This is a genomic window from Novosphingobium resinovorum (assembly GCF_027922145.1).
Classification (GTDB): domain Bacteria; phylum Pseudomonadota; class Alphaproteobacteria; order Sphingomonadales; family Sphingomonadaceae; genus Novosphingobium; species Novosphingobium resinovorum.
On the sequence record NZ_BSFC01000002.1, the window covers coordinates 57,936 to 73,858 of the forward strand.

The 15,923-nt window shown below is 66.4% G+C and carries 20 protein-coding genes; 12 read left to right on the forward strand and 8 right to left on the reverse strand.

Annotated features, from left to right (window positions below; translation table 11 throughout):
• Positions 1–5: 5 nt before the first annotated feature.
• A complete protein-coding gene (locus PKE80_RS00430) occupies positions 6–551 on the forward strand; it encodes an NADPH-dependent FMN reductase (protein ID WP_271180816.1) in 546 nt (181 codons plus the stop codon).
• Positions 552–591: 40 nt separating this feature from the next.
• Here PKE80_RS00430 and spt read toward each other — a convergent pair whose 3' ends face one another.
• The 3 genes from spt to PKE80_RS00445 all read right to left on the reverse strand — a co-directional run bounded on the left by spt (position 592) and on the right by PKE80_RS00445 (position 2,497).
• Positions 592–1,800 (reverse strand): serine palmitoyltransferase, encoded by a 1,209-nt coding sequence (gene spt / locus PKE80_RS00435; RefSeq protein WP_271180817.1) that lies wholly within the window; start codon positions 1,798–1,800, stop codon positions 592–594.
• Positions 1,801–1,806: 6 nt separating this feature from the next.
• Positions 1,807–2,046 carry an acyl carrier protein gene (locus PKE80_RS00440; protein ID WP_008827771.1) on the reverse strand — a complete coding sequence of 80 codons (240 nt, stop codon included), beginning with the start codon at positions 2,044–2,046 and terminating at the stop codon, positions 1,807–1,809.
• An 88-nt stretch (positions 2,047–2,134) separates the two neighbouring features.
• Positions 2,135–2,497: a response regulator gene (locus tag PKE80_RS00445; RefSeq protein WP_271180818.1), complete on the reverse strand. Its 363-nt coding sequence runs from the start codon at positions 2,495–2,497 to the stop codon at positions 2,135–2,137.
• Between the two features lie 51 nt (positions 2,498–2,548).
• Between PKE80_RS00445 and PKE80_RS00450 the strand changes: the two genes are divergently transcribed.
• Genes PKE80_RS00450 through PKE80_RS00470 form a run of 5 tightly spaced genes read left to right on the forward strand, consistent with a single transcriptional unit; the run spans position 2,549 to position 5,824 of the window.
• The gene (locus PKE80_RS00450; RefSeq protein ID WP_271180819.1) at positions 2,549–2,833 is read left to right on the forward strand and encodes a DUF3572 domain-containing protein; all 285 of its coding nucleotides are present in this window, start codon (positions 2,549–2,551) and stop codon (positions 2,831–2,833) included.
• A complete protein-coding gene (locus tag PKE80_RS00455; RefSeq protein WP_271180820.1) occupies positions 2,830–3,492 on the forward strand; it encodes an HAD family hydrolase in 663 nt (220 codons plus the stop codon). Before PKE80_RS00450 ends, PKE80_RS00455 begins: the two co-directional genes overlap by 4 nt.
• Positions 3,479–3,943 carry a RidA family protein gene (locus tag PKE80_RS00460; protein ID WP_008827775.1) on the forward strand — a complete coding sequence of 155 codons (465 nt, stop codon included), beginning with the start codon at positions 3,479–3,481 and terminating at the stop codon, positions 3,941–3,943. The genes PKE80_RS00455 and PKE80_RS00460 overlap by 14 nt, the downstream gene beginning before the upstream one ends.
• Positions 3,924–4,691, forward strand: coding sequence for a glycerophosphodiester phosphodiesterase family protein (locus tag PKE80_RS00465; RefSeq protein ID WP_271180821.1), 768 nt, complete (start codon positions 3,924–3,926; stop codon positions 4,689–4,691). Before PKE80_RS00460 ends, PKE80_RS00465 begins: the two co-directional genes overlap by 20 nt.
• Positions 4,688–5,824, forward strand: a complete 1,137-nt coding sequence (locus tag PKE80_RS00470; protein WP_271180822.1) for a GNAT family N-acetyltransferase — start codon at positions 4,688–4,690, stop codon at positions 5,822–5,824. The genes PKE80_RS00465 and PKE80_RS00470 overlap by 4 nt, the downstream gene beginning before the upstream one ends.
• A gap of 1 nt (position 5,825) precedes the next feature.
• Here PKE80_RS00470 and PKE80_RS00475 read toward each other — a convergent pair whose 3' ends face one another.
• Complete coding sequence (locus PKE80_RS00475) at positions 5,826–6,161, reverse strand: SEL1-like repeat protein (protein ID WP_036526870.1); 336 nt, start codon at positions 6,159–6,161, stop codon at positions 5,826–5,828.
• A gap of 325 nt (positions 6,162–6,486) precedes the next feature.
• Between PKE80_RS00475 and dksA the strand changes: the two genes are divergently transcribed.
• The 5 genes from dksA (at position 6,487) to PKE80_RS00500 (ending at position 9,793) form a co-directional block, all read left to right on the forward strand.
• Positions 6,487–6,945, forward strand: a complete 459-nt coding sequence (gene dksA / locus PKE80_RS00480) for an RNA polymerase-binding protein DksA (RefSeq protein WP_036526871.1) — start codon at positions 6,487–6,489, stop codon at positions 6,943–6,945.
• A gap of 204 nt (positions 6,946–7,149) precedes the next feature.
• Entirely contained in the window at positions 7,150–7,524 is a 375-nt protein-coding gene (locus PKE80_RS00485; protein ID WP_271180823.1) for a PilZ domain-containing protein, read from the forward strand.
• 65 nt (positions 7,525–7,589) lie between these two features.
• Positions 7,590–9,110 (forward strand): ABC transporter substrate-binding protein, encoded by a 1,521-nt coding sequence (locus PKE80_RS00490; protein ID WP_271180824.1) that lies wholly within the window; start codon positions 7,590–7,592, stop codon positions 9,108–9,110.
• A gap of 70 nt (positions 9,111–9,180) precedes the next feature.
• Positions 9,181–9,570 (forward strand): DUF4112 domain-containing protein, encoded by a 390-nt coding sequence (locus PKE80_RS00495; RefSeq protein ID WP_271180971.1) that lies wholly within the window; start codon positions 9,181–9,183, stop codon positions 9,568–9,570.
• A 25-nt stretch (positions 9,571–9,595) separates the two neighbouring features.
• Entirely contained in the window at positions 9,596–9,793 is a 198-nt protein-coding gene (locus PKE80_RS00500) for a hypothetical protein (RefSeq protein ID WP_271180825.1), read from the forward strand.
• Here PKE80_RS00500 and arfB read toward each other — a convergent pair whose 3' ends face one another.
• The 4 genes from arfB to pabB form a co-directional block, all read right to left on the reverse strand.
• The gene (arfB, locus tag PKE80_RS00505) at positions 9,794–10,204 is read right to left on the reverse strand and encodes an alternative ribosome rescue aminoacyl-tRNA hydrolase ArfB (RefSeq protein WP_271180826.1); all 411 of its coding nucleotides are present in this window, start codon (positions 10,202–10,204) and stop codon (positions 9,794–9,796) included.
• Positions 10,201–10,875, reverse strand: a complete 675-nt coding sequence (locus tag PKE80_RS00510; protein WP_271180827.1) for an RluA family pseudouridine synthase — start codon at positions 10,873–10,875, stop codon at positions 10,201–10,203. Before PKE80_RS00510 ends, arfB begins: the two co-directional genes overlap by 4 nt.
• Before the next feature lie 153 nt (positions 10,876–11,028).
• Positions 11,029–12,195 (reverse strand): pyridoxal phosphate-dependent aminotransferase, encoded by a 1,167-nt coding sequence (locus PKE80_RS00515; RefSeq protein WP_271180828.1) that lies wholly within the window; start codon positions 12,193–12,195, stop codon positions 11,029–11,031.
• Between the two features lie 141 nt (positions 12,196–12,336).
• Complete coding sequence (pabB, locus tag PKE80_RS00520) at positions 12,337–14,133, reverse strand: aminodeoxychorismate synthase component I (protein ID WP_271180829.1); 1,797 nt, start codon at positions 14,131–14,133, stop codon at positions 12,337–12,339.
• A gap of 125 nt (positions 14,134–14,258) precedes the next feature.
• On the opposite strand from pabB, the gene PKE80_RS00525 reads away from it, so the two are divergent.
• Positions 14,259–15,872 carry a helicase HerA-like domain-containing protein gene (locus PKE80_RS00525; RefSeq protein WP_271180830.1) on the forward strand — a complete coding sequence of 538 codons (1,614 nt, stop codon included), beginning with the start codon at positions 14,259–14,261 and terminating at the stop codon, positions 15,870–15,872.
• Positions 15,873–15,923: the final 51 nt, after the last annotated feature.

Below are 15,923 nucleotides of genomic sequence, written 5' to 3' on the forward strand. Positions count from 1 at the left end.
CAGCCATGTCCAAGATCGCCGTCGTCGTCGGCAGCCTGCGCGCCGAATCGTTCAACCGCAAGCTGGCCGAGGCGCTGATCCGCCTGCCCGCCGCCGAGGGGCATGACTTCACGTTCGCCGACATCGGCGCGCTGCCGCTCTACGATCAGGACGACGATGGCGATCAGGCGGAGAGCGTCAAGGCGCTGAAGGCGCTGATTTCGGGTTCGGACGGGGTGATGTTCGTGACGCCCGAATACAATCGCTCGATGCCGGGCGTACTCAAGAACGCGATCGACAATGCCTCGCGGCCTTATGGGCAGAGCGCCTGGGCGGGCAAGCCGGCGGGGGTGATCGGCGTATCGGTGGGCGCGATCGGGACGGCGCTGGCGCAGCAGCACTTGCGCAACGTGCTGGCCTATCTCGACATGCCGACGCTCGGCGCGCCCGAGGCGTTCCTGCAGTGGAAGGACGGGCTATTGAACGAGGACGGCACCGTGGGCGCGCAGTCGGCCGATTTCCTCGGCGGCTGGATGACGGCTTTCCTGAACTACGTGGCCATCCATAGCTGACGTAGTTCCTCCCCGAGCTTGCTCGGGGAGGAATGCGAGGTCAGATGATCCCCACCGCAGTCCCGGCGCGGGTGAACATGCCGATGATCTGCTGGACCTGCTCTGCCGAATGCTCGGCGCAGAGCGAGCAGCGCAGCAGCGTCATGTTCGCAGGCGTCGCCGGCGGGCGCGCGAGGTTCACGTAGAGGCCCTCGTGCAGCAGCGCTTCCCACATCATCGCGCCGCGTTCCAGATCGGGCATGATGACCGAGATGATCGCGCTCTGCGGTTCGGTGGTGCCGAGCTGGAAGCCCGCGTCGGTCAGGCCCTTGTGCAGCGTGCGCGAGCTGTCCCACAGATGCGCGCGCTTCTCGCCCGCGTTCATCAGCTTGCGGATCGAGGTGGTCGCGGTGGCGACGACGCTCGGCGGCAGGCTGGCGGTGAACACGTAGGGGCGGCAGACCAGGCGCATGATCTCGAACTTGGGATGGTTCGAGACGCAGAAGCCGCCGACGGTGCCGACCGACTTGGAGAACGTGCCGATCACGAAGTCGACGTCGTCGAGGCAGCCCTGCTCTTCGGCCACGCCGCGCCCGTTGGGGCCAATGAAGCCCATCGAGTGCGCCTCGTCGACCAGCACCATGGCGCCGTACTTCTTGGCGACCGCGATCATTTCCTTGAGCGGGGCGATGTCGCCCAGCATCGAGTAGACGCCCTCGAGGATCACCAGCTTGCCGGCGCCCTCGGGAATGCGCTTGAGGCGCTTTTCCATCGCCTCGATGTCGTTGTGCTTGAAGGGCACGACTTCGGCGTCGCCCATCTTGCAGCCGTCCCAGATCGAGGCGTGGCTGTCGATGTCGAGGACGATGTAATCGCCCTTGCCGGCGATGGTCGAGATGATCCCGAGGTTGGCCTGGTAGCCGGTCGAGAACACCATGGCGTGGTCCATGGCGTAGAAGTCGCAAAGCGCCTCTTCTACCGCCTTGTGGCCCGCGTAGGTGCCGTTGAGTACCCGGCTGCCGGTGGTGCCCGAGCCGAAGTCGTCGAGCGCCTGCTTGCCCGCCGCGATCACGTCGGGGTCGAAGGTCATGCCCATGTAGTTGTAAGTGCCCAGCAAAATCGTCTCGCGCCCGTTGCACAGGGCGACGGTGGGCGAGATCACCTTCTCCATGACCAGCCCGAACGGATCGGTCACGCCGGTGGCCAGAAGGTCGCTCCGCATCTTGATGAGCGGATCGAACTTGCTGAAAAGATCAGTAGTATCAGACATTTGCAATCAGCCCTTGAGCTTGACCACGGCATCGACGAGCTGGCCGTAGTTCTCGATCTCGGCCTGGGCATTCATCGAAATGATGATGTCGAACTCGTCCTCGATCGCGGCGACGAAGTCCATCACCGTCAGGCTGTCGAACTCCAGGTCGTCGGTGAAACGGGTGGCATCGGTCACTTCGACGCCCTTCTTGTTGAAGGGCTCGATCAGCGCGGCGATGCGGGCCGAAGTCTCTGCGCGGTCCATGGGTATCTAACTCCGAAAGCGTCGGGCGGCTCTCTGGCCGGGAATTGCGGCGCAAAAGCGGCGCGGGTGTAACATGTCAAGGGCGCGCTTACAGCAGCGCCCGTACCGCCTGCATGAACGGGCCGATCGAAACCGGCTTCGCCAGATAGCCTTCGGCGCCTGCCTCGCGGATGCGTTCCTCGTCGCCCTTGCCGGCGTAAGCGGTCACCGCGAGTACGGGAATCGTGCGCAGGACGGGGTCCTTCTTCGCCGCCTCGATCAGGTCCAGCCCCGAGACATTGGGCAGCTGGATGTCCATGATGACGAGATTCGGCACGAATTGCCGCGCCTTGTCGAGCGCATCGAGGCCATCGGCGCACGGCTCCACCGCGTAGCCCTGACTGCGAAGCACGTCGCAAAACAGCTTCCGGTTGAGATCGTTGTCCTCGACAATGAGGATTCGCTTTGCCATTCGACGCCCTGATGACCATCTGGGGTAATATACCCCGTCTATTCCGTCCGAGTGAGACTGACAATTCTTCGAGAGCCCTCATCCCCATCCGATCCGCAGGCGCTGGCCCTGAATGCCCTCGGCTGGGTCCTGAGCGATCAGGACCGTGCCGAGCGTTTCCTCTCGCTCACCGGCCTGATGCCGGAGGAACTGCGCGCCTCGCTGGGTGAACCCTCCACGCTGGGTGCGGTGATGGATTTCCTGTGCGCGCACGAGCCGGACCTGCTGGGCGCGGCCGATGCGCTGGGCGTCCAGCCCGAGGTGCTGGTTGCCGCACAAAGGAAGCTGGGCGCATGACGAAACCGCTGCTCATCACCGACTGCGATGAAGTGCTGCTCCACATGATCAAGCACTTCCGCGACTGGCTGGCCGAGGAAGAAGGCGTCCACTTCGACATCGAGAACGGCGAGTTCTACAAGTCGATGCGCCGGATCGGCAGCGACACGCCGCTGGAACAGGCGGAGATGTGGACGCTGCTCAACGGCTTCTTCGATTCGCAGATGCACCGCCAGACGCCGATCGAAGGCGCCGTCGATGCGATCGCCGCGATCCGCGAGCACGCCGACGTGGTGGTCCTCACCAACCTCATGGATTTCCGCCGCGAGGCGCGCGAGGCGCAGCTGATCGAACACGGCATGCCGCTGCGCGTCTTCACCAACCAGGGGCCGAAAGGCCCGGCGCTCCAGGCGATCCTCGACGAGTACCGGCCCAGCCGTGCGGTCTTCATCGACGACCTGTCGCAGCATCACGGGTCGGTCTTCGAGGTTTCCCCCCAAGTTCGCCGACTGCACTTGTGCGGTGAACCGAAGATCGCCCCCAACATCAAGTGCGCTCTCCAGCTCGGCCACGCCCACGCGCGGATCGATGACTGGAAGACCGCGCTCCCCTGGCTGCTGACCAATCTTACGGCCCCCAGCCTGACCCGCGAAGAAGAGGAATTCCATGAGCAAGATTGATGACCGTCTCGCCGAACTCGGCCTGACCCTGCCTGCGGCGGCGGCCCCGGTTGCCGCGTACGTTGCCGTGGTCGAGGCGGGTGGCCTGGCCCACGTTTCCGGCCAGTTGCCCTTCGTGGACGGCAAGCTCGTCACCGGCCGTCTGGGCGAGGACGTCTCGATCGAGGCGGGAACCGAGGCGGCGCAGGCCTGCGGCGTGATGATCCTGGCGCAGCTCAAGGCCGCGCTCGGCTCGCTCGACCGGGTGGAGCGGATCGTCAAGCTGGGCGGCTTCGTCAATTCCACCGGTGATTTCACCGACCAGCCCAAGGTCATCAACGGCGCCTCCGAGCTAATGGTCGCGGTATTCGGCGATGCGGGCAAGCATGCGCGCAGCGCGGTCGGCGTGCCGGTGCTGCCGCTGGGCGCCGCCGTCGAAGTGGACGCCATCGTTGCCGTTCGCCCTGCTTGATCGCTGGCGTGCACCTGCACCCGATCCGCGCAAGGTCGCGTGGATCGGGGCGCAGGACTATGCCCATCGCGGGCTACACGGTTCGGGCGTGCCGGAGAACTCGCGGGCGGCCTTTGCCAGGGCCATCGCGGCAGGCAACGGCATCGAACTGGACGTGCAGCGTTCCGGTGATGGGCAACCGGTCGTCTTCCATGACGATACGCTCGACCGCCTGACCGGCGAGAGCGGCCCCACCGAGCGCCGCAGCGCCGCGCAGCTGGGCACGATAACTCTGTCGGGCACGGCAGAGACCATTCCGACCCTGCGGCAGGTTCTGGCGCAAGTCGGCGGCAGGGTGCCGGTGCTCATCGAGATCAAGTCCGACCGCAAGGCGCGCATCGCCGCGCTGTGTCTGGCGGTGCGCCGGGTGCTGGAGGGCTATACCGGCAACCATGCCGTCATGAGTTTCGACCCGCGCGTATCGCGCTGGTACTGGCGCCATTCGCCCCACACCGTGCGCGGCCTCATCATTTCCGAGGGTGAGGATCGCGCGTTGGCGGGCAAGATCCGTCGCCGTCTGTGGCTCTGGCATGCGCGGCCGGATTTTCTCGCCTACGACGTGCGCGATCTGCCGAGCCGCTTCGCCGCCACCCAGCGCCGCCGGGGCCTGCCGGTCGCGACCTGGACGGTGCGCGCGCCCGAGCACGACGAGCGCGCCGCCGCTTACGCCGATGCGGCCATTTTCGAGATTCGCGAAGGGGACGCGTGAGCGAGGGCGCCTTCACCGCCCGCCTGCTCGGCGCCGTGGGCGATCTGCCCGCCGATCAGTGGGATGCGTTGACTGATGGGGCGAATCCCTTCGTCGCTCACGCCTTCCTCACTGCGATGGAGGAATCGGGCAGCGTCGGCGGCCGCAGCGGCTGGACGCCATTACCGCTGGTGATCGACGGTCCTGACGGCAGCCTCGCCGCCGCGCTTCCGGCCTACCTGAAGGAGCACTCGCAGGGCGAGTACGTCTTCGACCATGCCTGGGCCGATGCCTGGCACCGGGCCGGCGGCTCGTACTATCCCAAGCTGCAGATTGCGGTACCTTTCACCCCGGCCACCGGCCCGCGCCTGCTGACACCGCATCCCGAACTCATGCTGCCGCTACTGCGCGCGGCGGAGACGCTGTGCCGTGACAATGGCCTCTCCTCCGCCCACGCGACCTTCATCGAACCGGCGCAGGTCCCCGTGTTCCAGAACGCCGGGTGGCTGCTGCGCGAGGACATTCAGTTTCATTGGGAGAATCGCGGCTACGCGACTTTCGACGATTTCCTCGGGCAACTGTCGTCGCGCAAGCGCAAGGATCTGCGCAAGGAACGGGAGAAAGCGCAGGAGGGCGTCGAGATTCGCGCTCTGTCAGGCGAGGAGATCACCGAGGCGCACTGGGAAGCGTTCTGGGATTTCTACCAGGACACAGGCGCGCACAAATGGGGACGCCCCTATCTTACGCGCGAGGCGTTCAGCCTGCTGGGCGAGACGATGGCCGATCGCATCCTGATGGTGCTGGCCTTCCTAGACGGGCACCCGGTGGCGGGCGCGCTGAACTTCATCGGCGAGGAGGCGCTGTACGGACGCTATTGGGGCGCCGTCGTCGACAAGCCGTTCCTGCACTTCGAACTGTGCTACTATCAGGCGATCGATGTCGCGATCCGGCTGGGCCTAGGCCGTGTCGAAGCGGGCGCGCAGGGCGGGCACAAGCTGGCGCGAGGATACGAGCCGGTGCGCACGATCTCAGCGCACTACATCGTCCACGACGGCCTGCGATCCGCGATTGCCGAATATCTCGAGCAGGAGCGGGCAGGGATCGCCACCGACCAGCTCCGGCTTGGCGGGCATTCGCCCTTCCGCAAGGCCTAGCTCAGGCAGCCTTGCGGACCGTCGCGCCCAGCCACTGGCGCGCGCGGCGCTGGGCTTCGGCGATTTCACGGGCCGTCATGTCGTCGGCGACTTCAGCGCGGCAGACGGTAGCTTCCTCGTGCCCGCCCACGGCGGCGAGGTTGAACCACTTGTGCGCTTCGATGAGGTCGCAGGGGGCGCCGTGGCTGCCGGTCGAGAAGGCGACACCGAGATCGAAATAAGCCGAGGCATCGCCCTGCGCGGCGGCGGACAGCGCCTCGGCGATGAGCATGTCGCCTGCGAAGTCGTTCGCGGCGGCCGGCGTGGCGAGATCCTGGTTAATCCAGACAGTTTCCATCGTAATCCCCGTGCCTTCAAAAAGGGTTGTGACCGCGTGGACCTCAATCGTTTGCAAATGGCCCCTGCGTTCGATTTGGCCAATCTGTCCGACGGCGATCAAGAAATGGTTAACGGCGACTGCGCGCAGGCCCTTCCTGCGGATTAACTCTGTGTCACCCGGAGACGGCGTTAAGAATTTTGTGGATCGCCACGGATATACGCTTGTGCGGTCAAGAGTGCGGAATTATAGGCCGCCTCAACTGCGGATCGTTGTACGGTTACCGGAAAAAATTCGGGGCTGCAGGGCGTTGGCGATCTGTGGAAGCACTGCGGAGTTTCTCTGGATGGCAACGGCCCTAGCTGACGAAATCGATGTACTCGCCAAGGCAAAGCGTGCAATTGGCGGCGCCTACATTTCCGAACCTGACGAAGAATACATGAATGAGGCACAGCAGGATTATTTCCGGCGGCTGCTTCTGGCATGGAAAAAGTCGATCCTCGATGCGGCAGCGGGCACGCTGCAGCAGTTGCAGGACGGCCCGATTCGCGAACCCGACCTCAACGATCGCGCCTCGAGCGAGACCGACTGGGGTATCGAACTGCGCACCCGCGACCGCCAGCGCAAGCTGATCGCCAAGATCGATTCGGCCATGCGCCGCATCGAGGAAGGCGAATACGGCTACTGCGAGGTCACCGGCGAGCCGATCGGCCTCGGTCGTCTCGAAGCCCGTCCGATCGCGACGATGACCGTCGAGGCGCAGGAAGCGCACGAGCGTCGCGAAAAAGTCTCGCGCGACGACTGATTGTTGGAATCGCGGCACCGGTTTGGGCCGGTGGCGCAATTCCGCACGATCAGGTCAAGACCCGGCTCCGATCCTGTCCGGAGCCGGGACATTAAGCCTTTGTTTGCCATTGGCGGCTAGGATTATAGGCCAAAGCACGGTAGTTTGCCGCGCAATGGCGGCACGATCGTGACGTGCATTTCGAAACGCCCGGACGAAGATCGCATGAACCAAGGTGAAAATCGGCAGATCGCGCGCGACAGCCTGTTCCTCATGGCTGACCTTCGCGTGGACGGTCTCGACGGCGATTTCCGGATCAAGGTGCGCAACCTCTCGGCCGGCGGCATGATGGGCGAAGGCAACGTGCGCGTCGTGCGCGGTACCGTCGTCTCGGTCAACATCCGCAATATCGGCTGGGTCGAAGGCTCGGTCGCCTGGGTGCAGGAAAGCCGCTTCGGCGTCGCTTTCCGCGAGGACATCGATCCGCGCCTCGCCCGCGCTCAGGCCCGCCAGGCCGGGCAGGTCGAGCATATGACCCCCGATTACTTGCGCAACTACCAGGCCCCGACGACCGACGCGACGCTCCTGCGCAAGATCTGAGAGGGAAAGCGGAAAAATCCCGCGCGCCGGTTGCGAGGCGCGGGAAATCGGCTACTCCCTGTTCCATGCTGTCCAAGCGCCAAGCCTCGCGGGTGCTGGCCGTTGCGGCCGCCTTCATGCTCGTCTCCTGCAGTGGCTACGACAATTCGGCCCTGGGCGTTGCCGTGGTCGGGGAGCCGGATGATCCGTTTTCCGAAAGCGCCGGTCTGTCAGCCGGAGCCGTACTGGTTCGCGCCTCGACGGTGGAGGGGCTGGTTGCCTTCGACGATGCGGGCCGTGTCATCCCCGCCCTTGCGGATCGCTGGATCGTCACGGACGACGGCCAGAGCTACATCTTCCGCCTGCGCGACGGCAACTGGGCGACCGGAGAGCCTATAACCGCCGAATCTGCGCGCCGTGCGATCAATGCTGCACTTAAGGCGCTCGATGACGGGCCGCTGGCGCACGACCTTGCGGGCATCGACGAAGTCCGCGCCATGGCCGGGCGCGTGATTGAGATCCGCCTCACGCGGCCGATGCCTTACCTGCTCCAGCTTCTCGCCCAGCCGGAACTGGGGCTTTACCGCAAGGGGCAGGGCACCGGCCCGATGAGCGTGACCCGATCGGGCAGCATCGCCACGCTCAGCGCGATCGATCCGGCCAAGCTGGGCCTGCCGCCGATCGACAAGTGGGCCGAGCGCACGCGACAGATCCATTTGCACGCGCTGCCGGGCGCGCAGGCCGTGGCCGCGTTCAACGACGGCAGCGTCGATCTCGTGCTCGGCGGACGCATCCAGGATTTCCTGCAGACCCGCTCGGTCGGTATCCTGCGCGGGACGATCCAGCTCGACCCGGTGGTCGGTTTGTTCGGCCTGCACGTGATGAACGACAAGGGCTTCCTGTCCGAGCCCGCCAACCGCGAGGCGCTGGCCATGGCGGTGGACCGGGAGGGGTTGATCTCGCCTTTCGGCCTCGGCGGCTGGTCCGCGACCACGCGTATCGTTACCCCCAGCCTCGATGGCGACCTTGGGACCATCGGCGAACGCTGGGGCGAGCAGACGCTGGATCAGCGCCGCGCGATCGCGGCCGCGCGGGTGAGATCATGGCACGGGCCGGCGGGGACACCGTCCCAGGAGCGTGCGCCGGGCGCTCGACAGTCAGGAGCCCACCACGTCCGCTTGAGGGTCTGGCTTCCCGAGGGGAGTGGAGCCACCGTCCTGTTCAATCGACTGGTTGCCGACTTCGCGACGATCGGCGTCGGTCTCGATCGGGCGAAGGATGCCGATGGTGCCGATCTTGCGCTCGTCGACGACGTCGCCCGCTATCCGCGCGCGGGGTGGTATCTCAATCGCCTTTCGTGCCAGGCGGGCCGGGGGCTCTGCTCGCAAGAGGCCGATGCGCGCGTGGCCGAGGCTGCGAGCGCCGCCACGCCTGCCGAACGCGCCGCCCTGCTGACCGAGGCCGAGGCGGAACTGACCGGTGCCAACGTCTTCATCCCCTTCGGCACGCCGATCCGCTGGTCGCTGGTGCGCGGCAGCGTCGACGGGTTCTCGGTAAACCCGTGGGGCTGGCATCCCTTGATGCCGCTGGCCTGGCTCACCAAATAAGCGAAAGCGGCTCGTGAAGTCGCGGTTCGACAAGAGGCTGGAATACGTGGTCAACCCATCGGCGCGGCGCATGGATTATGAGCTTCCGTTCGGCAACGATCCGGTATCGGTGCGCCGCCGTGTGGAAGCGTTGGAGCGCGTGTTGGAGCGGGCCTTCACGGTGCCGGGCCTCCGCCGCCAGGTCGGTCTGGACGCGGTGGTCGGGCTGGTCCCGGTCGCAGGTGATCTCGTCGCGGCGGCCATGGGCCTCTACCTCGTTTGGGAGGCGCGCAATCTCGGCATGTCGAAATGGCAACTGGCGCGCATGACCGCCAATGTCGGGTTCGATACGCTGGTCGGCGCAATCCCCGTGGCGGGCGATCTGTTCGATTTCCTGTTCCGCTCGAACAGCCGCAATCTCAAGATCATCCGCAAGCATCTCGACAAGCATTACCCGCATACCCGGGTCATCGACGTCTGACGATCGAACGGCTATGGGCGGAAGCATGAGATCCGCCTTGTCCGCCATGGCCCTGCTTGCACTGGCCGCCTGTTCCAAGTCCGACACCGCGCCCGGTCCCGGCGGCGTGACGATGGGCGAGGCGCGCGCGCTCGACGAAGCCGCTGCGATGCTGGACGAGCGGCGGCCGCCTGTAGAGGCTGTCGCACCCTCCGAGGGGCAGGCTACAGAGGCTGCTCGATAGTCAGTCGAAGCTGACTTTGCCGCGCCCGGCCTTGACCGAGCCGCGCAGCTTCTTGCCTTTCAGGCGCTGTTCCTTGCCGACGCGGTTGAGGCGACTCTTGGCGCGTTTTTCAGGCAGCTTGTGGGCCTCGGTGATAAGGTCGGCGAGGCGTTCGCGGGCATCGGCGCGGTTCGCTTCCTGCGTGCGGAAGCGGCGCGCGGTCAGCACCAGTTCGCCGCGCGCTGTCATGCGGCTGCCGGCGAGTTCCTTGAAGCGGGCGAATACCGGCGGAGTGAGGCGCAGGGCGTAGACGTCGAGGCGCAGTTGCACCGCCGTCGCCACCTTGTTGACGTTCTGCCCGCCCGGGCCGGTCGAGGCGATGAAGCTCTCGGTCGCGAGAGCCCAGGCGCGCTCGACGACCTCGTCGCTCATTCGGGGGCTGCTTCCGGGGTTACGTCCTCGAAACCGAGGGCGGCGAAGTCGGCAGGCAGGGGCGCGGCCGCTACGATCGGGGCCTTGTCGCCGCGCGGGACGGTCAGGCCGGCCGCGTGAAGCATGGTGCGCGGGGCGCCGCCCTTGGTGCCGTAGACCGGATCGCCCAGCAGCGGGAAGCCGAGGCCCGAGGCGGCATGGACGCGAATCTGGTGGGTGCGGCCAGTCTCGGGGCGGAATTCCACGAGGGTCAGGCCGTTCCGTACATCCAGCTTGCGCCAGTGCGTGACGGCGGGCTTGCCCTTGCGCGCCGGGATCATGCGCCAGCCGTCCTTCGCGGTGCTGACCTTGGAGAGGTTCAGCGCGATGGTGCCTTCGTCCTCGCTGACCTCGCCCGCAACTACGCCGAGATAGCGCTTTTCGACTGTGCGCTCCTCGAAGGCGGCGGAGAAGCGCTTGAGCGCCTTCGGGTTGCGCGCCAACAGCAGGCAGCCCGATGTGTCGCGGTCGAGGCGGTGGACCGGCGCGGGTTCGCGGTGAAAGCCGAGCTTGAGTTCGTCGAGCCGGTCTTCCAGGCACTGGCCGCCCGCGCGGGGACGGTCGAGCGGAAGGCCCGCAGGCTTGTCGATGACGAGCGCTTCGCCGTCTTCGAAGAGGATTTCGAGTTGCATGGTGCTTTCTTTCATCGTCCCGTAATCTGCAGGACCATTCGCTTGATGCGTCTTTAGCCTAAATGTTCGTCATTGCGAGCGCAGCGAAGCAATCCAGGGCGGTTTGCTCGACTCTGGATTGCTTCGCTGCGCTCGCAATGACGAAGGAAAGGATTATCCCACCGCCTCGGCAATCCGCCTGCAGGCCTCGACCAACTGGGCCTCGTCGGCCGCGAAGCTGATGCGGAAGCCATCCTTCCCGCCGAAAGCCGAGGCCGGGACGATCGCCACGCCGTGGTCCAGCAGGTGCAGCGCCAGCTTCGCGTCGTCGCCGAAGCGCTCCATCAGCGGCGCGGCATCGACCATGCAGTAGAACGCGCCGTCGGGCACCGGCGTCGACAGGCCGGGGATCGCATTGATCGCCGAAACCACCAGGTCGCGCCGGGCGCGGAAGCGTTCGCACCATTCGGCGAGAAATTCCTGCGGTCCCTCGAACGCGGCCACGGCGGCGGCCTGACTGATCGAGCAGGGGTTGCCCGAGGAGTGCGACTGCAGCCGCTCCATCGCCTTGATGAGCCACTCCGGCCCGGCGGCGACGCCGATGCGGAAACCCGTCATCGCGTGGCTCTTGGAGACGCCCGAGACGGTCAGGATACGCTCGGCAAGGTCCGGGCACAGGTTCGCCAGCGTGGCATGCGGGCCGCCCGTATAGTTGATCGGCGCGTAGATATCGTCCGACATCACCAGCACGCGCGGATGATGGCGCAGCACCTCGCCGATGCCGAGCAGCGTTTCCGCGGGCAGGCAGGCGCCGGTCGGGTTGCCGGGGCTGTTGAGCAGCACCCACAAGGTATTCGGCCCGATCTGCGCTTCGAGGTCGGCCGGGGTGAAGCGGAAGTTGTCCTTGGCGTGCGTGTGCAGCGGGACCACCTTGCCACCGGCGAAGCGCACGATTTCCGGATAGCTGACCCACCATGGGGCTGGGACGATCACCTCATCGCCCTCGCTGATCGTGGCGAGCATGGCGTGGAAGATCGCTTGTTTGCCGCCCGCGCTGACAGTCACTTGCGACGTCGGAACCTCGATCCCGAGGTCGCGTGCGAAGTGCAGCGCGGCGGCCTGCTTGAGCCGCGAGGTGCCGCCCACGGGGGTGTACTTGGTCTGCCCGCCGTCGAGCGCGGCCTTGGCGGCTTCCAGCACATGCGGCGGGGTGGCGAAGTCGGGCTCGCCGACCGAGAGCGAGATGATGTCGCGCCCGGCTTCGCGAAGCTGGGTGGCGCGGTCGGTCATCGCCGTGGTCTGCGACGGGGCGATGCGGGAAAGGGCGGTGGACAGGTGCATTGTGGGGCGTCTCTTAGAACAGGAGCCGAGGATCGCAAAGCATCGTCCGGCGGGGGCTTCGACAAGATCAGCCTGAGCGGAATTTAAAGACCTGCTCTCAAAACCGCTCAGGCTGAGCTTGTCGAAGCCCCATCAGGCCATTTACAGCAGCCGCGCGGGGATCAGCCCACGCAGGGCATTGCCGATGAAAAACCCACCCGCCAGATCGTCCAGCGTCAGTTCGGCTTCCACCGCTCGGCCCGCGTCCAGCAGCGAGCGGCGCAGCACGCCCTGCAGTAGGCCCAGCGTCGCGGGCGGGGTCAGCAGCGTGCCGCCGCGCTCGACGAACAGGTTGGTGAAGCAGCCCTCGGTCACCAGGCCATCGTCGCGTAGCAGGATCGCCTCGTCAGCACCGTTCGCGCGCGCCACTTCGAGACCCTTGTCGTAGAAGCCGCGATCGGTGGTCTTGTGGGCGAGGCGCCAGTCGCCGCTGTCCACTGGCAGGCGCAGCACAGCGACGGTCGCGTGCTCGGCGAGAGTGTCGGGCAGATCGGTCAGTTCCAGCGAGAACGCCCCGGTACGACCGACGACGAGGCGCAGCTTCGACGGAGCTTCGGCCTCGAAACACAGCGCCTGGATGGCGTTGCGCACCGCATGCCGGTCGAACCCGAAGCCCAGCGCGGCGGCGCTCGCGGCGATGCGTTCGAGGTGCAGTTCGAGCAGCGCGATGCCCGCCTCGGGCGTGAAACGCATCGTCTCGATCAGATCGAAGCTTGCAGGCGACACAACTTCCCCGGCAACCTGCACTTGCGACTCTCGCACGAAACCCCCTTTGACCAGGCATTCCCGCCATTCGGGAAGCGCTTGCGAATCCGCGACCACGGCGGACCCGACCCCTAGGACAGCGCGACCGTCACGGTCGAGACGCAGAGTGCGGATTGCCACATTGAAAGCCGCATCGCCAGAGGGTTCGATATAGCCGATGGAGCCGCAGTAGACCCCGCGCGGTGTCCGCTCGACCTCGGCGATCAGTTCCATGGCGCGGATCTTGGGCGCGCCAGTGATCGAGCCGCACGGAAACAGCGCGCGCAAGAGGTCGAGCGCGCCGCGCCCCTCGGGCAGGGTGGCGCGCACCGTCGAGACCATCTGGTGGACGGTCGGATAACTTTCTATGGTGAAAGGATTTTCCACCCTTACACTGCCCGCCTCGGCCACGCGCGACAAGTCGTTGCGCATGAGGTCGAGGATCATCAGGTTCTCGGCGCGATCCTTGGTGCTGGCGGCGAGATCGACGGCGAATGCGGCGTCCTCGGCGGCGCTGCGGCCGCGCGGGCGAGTGCCTTTCATCGGCCGCACTTCGACTTCGCGGCCCGAAAGGGTGAAGAACAGTTCCGGCGAAAAGCTGAGATGCCAGCGCGCGCCGTCGTGGATCACCGCGCCGTATCCGGCCGCCGCGCGCGGGCGCAGCGCTGCGTAGAGCGCCAGCGGATCGCCGCTCCATGCCCCGACTAGCGGCAGGGTGAGGTTGGCCTGGTAAATGTCGCCAGCTTGAATCGCACCGTGGATCGCGGCGAAAGCCTGCTCGTAGTCGCCGAGGTCGATCCGGGGCTCGAGAGGGCCGATCGCGGGTCTTCCCGACCCGGCGCGACCGGAAAGCCAGAGCGGCACCTGGGCGGGCGAGAGCGCCTCGTAGCCTTCGAAGGCCCCGAACCATAGCAATGGGCCTCCAGTGTCGCGCTGGCGTCCGGCAAGGCGCGGTTCCAGCGCCAGTCCGGCCTCGTAGGCGAGGTAGCCGGCAAGGTGCAGGCCATCCCGCGAAAGCGCCTGCAGGCGTTCGAGGGCGGGCAGGACGTCGCCGCCGCGCATCGCCACGACGGTTTCGCGAGGCGCGCGGTAGAGCCGGGCTTCGGAGGCGCCTTCGCTGCGGGCGTCATCGAGGAGGACGAAGGGGGCGGTCATGGGATCGGGCGGCGCTTTAGCGGCAGTTTGTCCGCCCGTACACCTCGTCATCCCGGACGACGATATGTTGCTATGCGCTTCCATCGCGCTACACCGATGCTGCGACAGGGCTTGGAGATGACGGGATGAGCGAGATTTTCCTCGGACTTGGCGGCGGCAGCAATGGAGAGGGCGGAGAGCGGCAGGTGCTGCGGCTCGACCGCGCCAACCGGCATGGCCTGATCGCGGGGGCTACCGGCACCGGCAAGACCGTTACCCTGCAGACCATCGCCGAGCAGTTTTCCGCCGCCGGGGTGCCGGTGTTCCTGGCCGACGTGAAGGGTGACCTTTCGGGCGTGTGCATGGCCGGGAGCCCGCAGTTCAAGAACGCCGCCATCCTCGAATCGCGGGCCAGGGAGATCGGTATCGCCGACTATGCCTATGCCGACAACCCCGCGGTTTTCTGGGACATTTACGGCGAGCAGGGCCATCCGGTGCGCACTACCATCTCCGAGATGGGGCCGCTGCTGCTGGCCCGGCTGATGGACCTCAACGAGACGCAGGAGGGTGTGCTCAACATCGTCTTCCGGTTGGCCGACGACGAGGGACTGCTGCTGCTGGACCTCGAAGACCTGCAGGCGATGCTCGCTTACGTGGCACTCAACGGCACTCAACTGGCACTCAAGTACGGCAATGTGTCGAAAGCGAGCGTCGGAACCATCCAGCGCCAGCTCCTTGCGCTGGAAAGTCAGGGCGCGGCGCAGTTCTTCGGTGAGCCCGCGCTGGAGATCGCCGATTTCATCAAGTGCGACGATCAGGGACGCGGCTACATCAACGTGCTCGCCGCCGATAAGCTGATGCGCAGCCCGAAGCTCTACGCCACGTTCCTGCTGTGGCTGCTGTCCGAACTGTTCGAGGTGCTGCCCGAGGTCGGCGATCCCGAGAAGCCCAAGCTGGTGTTCTTCTTCGACGAGGCGCACCTGCTGTTCGACGACGCGCCCAAGGCGCTGCAGGACAAGGTCGAGCAGGTCGTCCGCCTCGTCCGTTCGAAGGGCGTGGGCGTCTACTTCGTGACGCAGAACCCGATCGACATTCCCGAGGAGATCGCCGGGCAGCTGGGCAACCGCGTCCAGCATGCGCTGCGTGCCTTCACTCCGCGTGACAAGCGCGCGATCAAGGCGGCGGCCGAGACCTTCCGCATCAACCCCAAGCTCGACGTCGAGGCGGCGATCACCGAGCTGAAGGTGGGTGAGGCGCTGGTCTCCACGCTGGGCGACGACGGCGCGCCTTCGGTGGTGCAGCGCACGCTGGTGGCGCCGCCGCGCTCGCGGCTGGGGCCGATCACCGACAAGGAGCGCGCGATCGTCCAGTCGATCAGCCCGTTCGAGGGCAAGTACGACACCCGCGTCGACCGCGAGAGCGCGGAGGAAGTGCTCGCCGCCAAGGCCGCCGATGCCGCCGCCACTGCGCAGGAGGTGGAGGAGAAAGGCCGCGACGAGGTCGCCAAGCAGGAGCGCAGGAGCCCCGGCTTGTGGGACGGCATCGGCGGCAAGGTCGCCAAGGCCGCCGCCGGGGCCGCCGCCGCCAGCGCCGGGTCGATCCTCGCGCAGACGATGCAGGGCAAGAAGAGCCGCGCCAGCCCCAAGGCCTCGGCCGCCAGCGCCGCTGCCGGGACGGTGGGTGATGCGCTGGGCAAGGCGATCGGCTTTCCCGGACTTGGCAGGTTCGCGCGCAATCTCATCGGCGGATTGATGCGATAGTGCGAAGGCTCGTCGTCCCGGACTTGATCCGGGACAGGTGGCGGTCTTTGG

Excerpts from the sequence above, each read along its gene's own strand:
- PKE80_RS00440 (WP_008827771.1), bottom strand. The coding sequence starts at position 2,046 with ATGGACCGCGCAGAGACTTCGGCCCGCATCGCCGCGCTGATCGAGCCC.
- PKE80_RS00500 (WP_271180825.1), top strand. The coding sequence starts at position 9,596 with ATGAGATCCGCCTTGTCCGCCATGGCCCTGCTTGCACTGGCCGCCTGT.
- PKE80_RS00510 (WP_271180827.1), bottom strand. The coding sequence starts at position 10,875 with ATGCAACTCGAAATCCTCTTCGAAGACGGCGAAGCGCTCGTCATCGAC.
- arfB (WP_271180826.1), bottom strand. The coding sequence starts at position 10,204 with ATGAGCGACGAGGTCGTCGAGCGCGCCTGGGCTCTCGCGACCGAGAGC.
- PKE80_RS00455 (WP_271180820.1), top strand. The coding sequence starts at position 2,830 with ATGACGAAACCGCTGCTCATCACCGACTGCGATGAAGTGCTGCTCCAC.
- pabB (WP_271180829.1), bottom strand. The coding sequence starts at position 14,133 with ATGACCGCCCCCTTCGTCCTCCTCGATGACGCCCGCAGCGAAGGCGCC.
- spt (WP_271180817.1), bottom strand. The coding sequence starts at position 1,800 with ATGTCTGATACTACTGATCTTTTCAGCAAGTTCGATCCGCTCATCAAG.
- PKE80_RS00490 (WP_271180824.1), top strand. The coding sequence starts at position 7,590 with ATGCTGTCCAAGCGCCAAGCCTCGCGGGTGCTGGCCGTTGCGGCCGCC.
- PKE80_RS00430 (WP_271180816.1), top strand. The coding sequence starts at position 6 with ATGTCCAAGATCGCCGTCGTCGTCGGCAGCCTGCGCGCCGAATCGTTC.
- PKE80_RS00525 (WP_271180830.1), top strand. The coding sequence starts at position 14,259 with ATGAGCGAGATTTTCCTCGGACTTGGCGGCGGCAGCAATGGAGAGGGC.
- PKE80_RS00515 (WP_271180828.1), bottom strand. The coding sequence starts at position 12,195 with ATGCACCTGTCCACCGCCCTTTCCCGCATCGCCCCGTCGCAGACCACG.
- PKE80_RS00485 (WP_271180823.1), top strand. The coding sequence starts at position 7,150 with ATGAACCAAGGTGAAAATCGGCAGATCGCGCGCGACAGCCTGTTCCTC.
- PKE80_RS00495 (WP_271180971.1), top strand. The coding sequence starts at position 9,181 with ATGGATTATGAGCTTCCGTTCGGCAACGATCCGGTATCGGTGCGCCGC.
- dksA (WP_036526871.1), top strand. The coding sequence starts at position 6,487 with ATGGCAACGGCCCTAGCTGACGAAATCGATGTACTCGCCAAGGCAAAG.
- PKE80_RS00475 (WP_036526870.1), bottom strand. The coding sequence starts at position 6,161 with ATGGAAACTGTCTGGATTAACCAGGATCTCGCCACGCCGGCCGCCGCG.
- PKE80_RS00460 (WP_008827775.1), top strand. The coding sequence starts at position 3,479 with ATGAGCAAGATTGATGACCGTCTCGCCGAACTCGGCCTGACCCTGCCT.
- PKE80_RS00445 (WP_271180818.1), bottom strand. The coding sequence starts at position 2,497 with ATGGCAAAGCGAATCCTCATTGTCGAGGACAACGATCTCAACCGGAAG.